The 5,563-nt window shown below is 72.8% G+C and carries 5 protein-coding genes; all 5 read right to left on the bottom strand.

The window, feature by feature from the left end; translation table 11 throughout:
* Nucleotides 1-1,196 (bottom strand): S1 family peptidase (locus DKL51_RS16940; protein ID WP_148097807.1); only part of this gene is annotated, 1,196 nt, incomplete at its 3' end.
* A 180-nt stretch (nt 1,197-1,376) separates the two neighbouring features.
* On the bottom strand, nt 1,377-3,065 hold the full coding sequence (locus tag DKL51_RS16945) for a ribonuclease J (protein ID WP_109948377.1): 1,689 nt from the start codon (nt 3,063-3,065) through the stop codon (nt 1,377-1,379).
* Between the two features lie 52 nt (nt 3,066-3,117).
* A complete protein-coding gene (dapA, locus tag DKL51_RS16950) occupies nt 3,118-4,044 on the bottom strand; it encodes a 4-hydroxy-tetrahydrodipicolinate synthase (protein ID WP_109948376.1) in 927 nt (308 codons plus the stop codon).
* A 53-nt stretch (nt 4,045-4,097) separates the two neighbouring features.
* Nucleotides 4,098-4,835, bottom strand: a complete 738-nt coding sequence (gene thyX, locus DKL51_RS16955) for an FAD-dependent thymidylate synthase (protein WP_124812253.1) — start codon at nt 4,833-4,835, stop codon at nt 4,098-4,100.
* A gap of 113 nt (nt 4,836-4,948) precedes the next feature.
* On the bottom strand, nt 4,949-5,563 hold a 615-nt coding region (locus tag DKL51_RS16960), incomplete at its 5' end, for a DUF2752 domain-containing protein (protein WP_438819664.1).

Raw genomic sequence — 5,563 nt, forward strand, 5'->3', positions numbered from 1 at the left:
GTCGCCGGCGGCGCGGTGGACCCGGCGGGCGGGTCGGCGGGCGCGTTCTGGCCGCCGGCGGTGACCAGGGTCAGGTTGTTGCGCTGGAGGATCTCGTTGACCGGCTGGAAGAAGGTCACCCCGCCCCGGGTGCAGTCCCCGGAGCCACCCGAGGTGACGCCCTGCGCCTGGTCCCCGGAGAGCCACGCGCCACCGGAGTCGCCCGGCTCGGCGCAGACGTTCGTCCGGGTCAGTCCGGTGACCGTCCCCTCCGGATAGTTGACGGTGGCGTTCTTCGCCTGGATCACTCCGCAGTGGGTGCCGGTGGTCGAGCCGGAGCGGCAGATCGACGCGCCGACCGGGGCCTCGGTGGAGCCGCTCACCGGCACCGTGCCGCCGTTGAAGTCGTTCACCACGCCCTGCGGCGTCCAGTCGCCGTTGACCTCGACGAACGCCCAGTCGTCACCGGGGAACGAGGACGCCTTGAAGGTGCCCTGGGCGACCCGGTTCGCCCCGGTGGTGCGGTCCCCCGGCTGGCCGCAGTGCCCGGCGGTGACGAAGCCGCCGACCACCGAGAAGCCGACCGAGCAGCGGCCGGCGTTGTTGATGAAGTACGGGTCACCGCCGCGGACGTCGAAGAGCGGCCGGGGTGCCTCCGCGGCCGCCGTCACCCGGACCGACCCCGCCGGCACCCCGCTGGCCTCGGCGAACCGGCGGCCCGCCGCCTCCGCACCGGGCTGGGCGAGCACCACCACCGAGTTGGTTGCCACGTCGACGTACCAGCCGGAGACGTCGCGGCTGGCCTTACCGCCGGCCGAGTCGAGCCGGCTCTTGATCGCGTCCAGCTCGGCCACGCCCCGGGCCACCGGTTTCGGCACCGCGCCGGCGGCCCGCACCCGGTCGGCCTGCGCCGGATCGGCCACCGCCACCATCAGCTGGCTGCCGTCGGCGCTGAGCCAACTGCCGCCGTAGTCCCCGCCCAGCGCGGCGCGGAGCCGGGTGACCGTGCCGGCGGCCCAGCGCTCGCGCTTGAGCCGCTGCACCGCCTGCTCCCGGCTCAGCGAGAGGTCGCGGCTCATCGCGTCGACCACCTCCGGCGCGCCGGCGGCGTCCGGTGGCGCCGCGCTCTCCCCGGCGAACGACGGCAGGGTCACCGCTGCCGCCGCTCCCGCCGTCGCCACCAGTACGCCGATGGCTGTCATCCGTCTGCGGTCCATCCGCCACGCTCCTCCCGGCGGGCGCCGGTGCGCCTGCCGGCACGGAGTACGGAGACGAACGCCGATCGGTTGAACCGGTCCGGTGGGGATCAGCGGAGGGTGGTCGCCCGGCCTCGGGGCGTACCGGAACGGCGACGCCGGTCCACCGGGACGGTGGACCGGCGGGCGGAGCCGGTGTGGTCAGACCTCGACGACGGTCGGCACGATCATCGGCCGGCGGCGGTACGCGTCGTTCACCCAGCGTCCGACGGTGCGCCGGACGATCTGCTGGAGCTGGTGCGGGTCGGTGATGCCGTCCGCGGCGGCCCGGTTGAGCGCCTCGGTGACCAGCGGGATCACCGGGTTGAACGCCTCCGGGTCCTCGGAGAAGCCCTTCGCCGACAGGGTCGGGCCGGCGACCACCTTGCCGGTGACCGAGTCCACCACGACGGTGGTGGCGATGAAGCCGCCGTCGCCGAGGATCCGCCGCTCGGTGAGCAGCGATTCGCTGACGTCGCCGACGGCGAGCCCGTCGACGTAGACGTACCGGCTCTTCACGTGCCCGACCAGGCTGGCCCGCCCCTCGACCAGGTCCACGACGTCGCCGTCCTCGCAGAGCACGACGCGGTCGGGGGCGACCCCGGACTCGATGCCCAGCCGCGCGTGCGCCCGCAGGTGCCGCCACTCGCCGTGCACCGGCATCAGGTTGCTCGGGCGGGTCACGTTGAGCAGGTAGAGCAGCTCACCGGCGGGGGCGTGGCCGGAGACGTGCACCTTGGCGACGTCCTTGTGCACCACCACCGCGCCGGCCCGGGCCAGGCGGTTGATCACCCGGTAGACGGAGGTCTCGTTGCCGGGCACCAGCGACGAGGCGAGCACCACGGTGTCGCCGGGCGCAATGGTGATGTGCCGGTGGTCGCCGCTGGCCATCCGGCCCAGCGCGCTCATCGGCTCGCCCTGCGAGCCGGTGGACATCAGCACGATCTGCTCGGGCGGCAGGGTGGTGGCCTCCTCGATCCCGATCACCAGGCCGGGCGGGATGTTGAGCAGGCCGAGGTCGCGGGCGATGCCCATGTTGCGGACCATCGACCGGCCGATCAGCGCCACCTTGCGGCCGTGCTCGATCGCCGAGTCGAAGACCTGCTGGACCCGGTGCACGTGCGAGGCGAACGAGGCGACGATGATCCGGCCGCGCGCCTTGGCGAAGATCGAGTCGAGGACCGGCCCGATCTCCCGCTCGGGGGTGACGAAGCCGGGAATCTCCGCGTTGGTGGAGTCCGACAGCAGCAGGTCCACGCCCTCGGCGCCGAGCCGGGCGAAGCCGGCCAGGTCGGTGATCCGGCCGTCCAGCGGGACCTGGTCCATCTTGAAGTCGCCGGTGTGCAGCACCAGGCCGGCCGGGGTGCGGATGGCGACCGCGAGGGCGTCCGGGATGGAGTGGTTGACCGCGAAGAACTCGCACTCGAACGGGCCGAGCCGCTCCCGTCCACCCTCCTTGACGGTCAGCGTGTACGGCTGGATCCGCCGCTCGGCGAGCTTCGCCTCGACCAGGGCGAGAGTGAACTGGGAGCCGACGAGTGGGATGTCCGGCTTGTGGGCGAGCAGGTACGGCACCGCGCCGATGTGGTCCTCGTGGCCGTGGGTGAGCACGATCGCCTGCACGTCGGCCAGCCGGTCCAGGATCGGACCGAAGTCGGGCAGGATCAGATCCACGCCCGGCTGCTCGACGTCGGGGAAGAGCACCCCGCAGTCGACGATCAGCAGCTTGCCGTCGTACTCGAAGACGGTCATGTTCCGGCCGATGGCGCCGAGACCGCCGAGCGGGATGATCCGCAGGCCACCCTCCGGCAGCGGCGGGGGCAGTTCACCCTCGAAGTGCGCCTCGGTCACGCGTCCACCTCATTCTGCGACGCCGTTTCCCGGCGTCCGTCGTGTCGTTCGATCATTCGGGCAGGTCGAGGCCCGCCGCGGCGCAGTCGGCGCGCAGCTGGGCCAGTTCGTCGGCGGTGGCGTCCACCAGCGGCGGGCGTACCGGACCGGCCGGCAGGCCCTTGGCCGCCAGGCCCGCCTTCACCAGGATCACGCCCTGGGTGCGGAAGATGCCGGTGTACAGCGGCAGCAGCGTCCGGTGCAGGCTCAGAGCGGTTGCGCTGTCCCCCGCTTCGTACGCCTCGATCATCTGCTTGGTCTGCACCCCGCTGAAGTGCGTCGAGGTACCGACCACGCCGACGGCGCCGATTGCCAGCGCGGGCAGGGTCAGCGAGTCCTCGCCGCTGTAGTACGCCAGGTCGCTGCGGCTGAGCACCCAGGAGGTGGCGGTGAGGTCGCCCTTGGCGTCCTTCACCGCGACGATCCGGCCGTGCTCGGCCAGCTTGACCAGGGTCTCGGTGGCGATCGCCGTCCCGGCGCGGTGCGGGATGTCGTAGAGCATGATCGGCAGCCCGGTGGCGTCCGCGACCGCCGTGAAGTGGCGCAGCAGCCCGCTCTGCGGCGGCTTGTTGTAGTACGGCGTGACCACCAGCAGACCGTGCGCGCCGGCCTTCTCGGCCGACACGGCCAGCTCGATGGTGTGCCGGGTGTCGTTGGTGCCGGCCCCGGCGACGATTCTGGCCCGGTCGCCGACCGCCTCCACGACGGCGCGGATCAGGGCTTCCTTCTCGGCGTCGGTGGTGGTCGGCGACTCGCCGGTGGTGCCGTTGAGCACCAGCGCGTCGTTGCCCTGCTCGTCGACCAGGTGGTTGGCGAGCCGTACGGCGCCGTCGAGGTCGAGAGACCCGTCCGCGGTGAACGGGGTCACCATGGCCGTGAGCAGTCGCCCGAACGGGCGCGACGCGCCCCGGTCGGGGGCGGCAGGGTGGTCGTGCGTCATGTTCACAACCTAGCGGACGACCACCGGAGCCCCGGCGGGGAAGGGCGCAGGACTCACTCGGCGTGGGGGCTGGCCGCCACCTCGGTGCCGTCGGGCAGCGTGGAGATCACGAAGTCGGCGAAGACGTTCGGCGCGACCCCCTGGAGCTGCCGCAGGCACTCCACCGCCAGCTCGCGGATCTCCACGTCGGCGTGCTCGGTGGCGCGCATCTTGATGAAGTGCCGCCAGGCGCGGTAGTTGCCGGTGACCACGATCCGGGTCTCGGTGGCGTTGGGCAGCACCGCCCGGGCCGCCTGCCGGGCCTGCTTGCGGCGCAGCGTCGGGTTCGGCTCGTCGGCGAAGCGCTGCTCCAGCCCCTCCAGCAGCTCGGTGTAGGCCCGGACGCTGGCCTCTGCCGCCTCGACGAACTTCTTGTGCAGCTCCGGGTCCTCGGCGATCACCGTGGGCTCGACCATGGCCGCGTCCCGCTCCGGGACGTAACGCTGGGAGAGCTGCGAGTACGAGAAGTGCCGGTGCCGGATCAGCTCGTGGGTGAAGGACCGGGAGACGCCGCTGAAGTAGAAGCTCACCGAGCCGTGCTCCAGCACCGAGAGGTGCCCGACATCCAGGATGTGCGCCAGGTAGCCGGCGTTCGTCGCGGTCGCCGGGTTGGGCTTCTTCCAGCTCTGGTAGCAGGCCCGGCCGGCGAACTCGGCGAGGGCCTGGCCACCCTCGGCGTCGGTCGACCACGGCACGTCGTCCGGGGCCTGGAACTGGGTCCACGCGATGAGCTTGACCTGCGGCTGCACCATGTCCGGCATTCCTGGGACTCTAGTGGCCGATGGGGCCCGCGCCCAAGCCAGGCTCGCCCGGTGCAACGTCGATCACCCGGAAACCGCCGCCGGCCGGGCGACGCCTCTCGAGGTCAGACGTAGAGCGAGGTGAACGGCGCCCAGGGCAGGTTGCGCAGCACCGAGAAGGCCAGCCAGGCGGCCAGGAAGCCGCCGATCACCTTGGAGCTGATCCGCAGCTCCGGCAGGCGCCAGCCGAACGCCTGGTTCCCGGCCCAGGAGACGAAGAGGTACGCCAGGAAGGGCAGCGAGAAGACGAAGAGGAAGTGGTGCCGGGCGGCGGCCGGCAGGTCGGCGTGCAGCACGTACCAGAGGGCGCGGGTGCCGCCGCAGCCCGGGCAGTCCAGCCCGGTGGTGAGCTTGAGCAGGCAGGTCGGCCGGGCGTCCGGGTCGCTGTGCGTCGGGTCGCTGATCAACGCGTACGCCACGCCCGTGCCGACGCAGCCGAGCGCGGCCAGCGGCACGGCCCAGCGGGGGGCGCGCTCGTGGAGCCGGAGCACGAACCGGGTGAACCGGTCCGGCTCGACCGGCTGGTAGACCGGGCCCTGCGCCCAGCCCCCGGGCGGCACCTCGCCGGCCGGCCCGGCGAACGCGACGTTCTCGGCGTGGGGCGCGGCCACCGGCGGGGTGGCGGACGGCGGCACGGGGACGTCCGGTACCTGCGGGCCCGGCGTACTGGCCGGCCGGTC

Source organism: Micromonospora globispora (assembly GCF_003857015.1).
Classification (GTDB): Bacteria; Actinomycetota; Actinomycetes; order Mycobacteriales; family Micromonosporaceae; genus Micromonospora; species Micromonospora globispora.

Excerpts from the sequence above, each read along its gene's own strand:
- dapA (WP_109948376.1), bottom strand. The coding sequence starts at position 4,044 with ATGACGCACGACCACCCTGCCGCCCCCGACCGGGGCGCGTCGCGCCCG.
- thyX (WP_124812253.1), bottom strand. The coding sequence starts at position 4,835 with ATGGTGCAGCCGCAGGTCAAGCTCATCGCGTGGACCCAGTTCCAGGCC.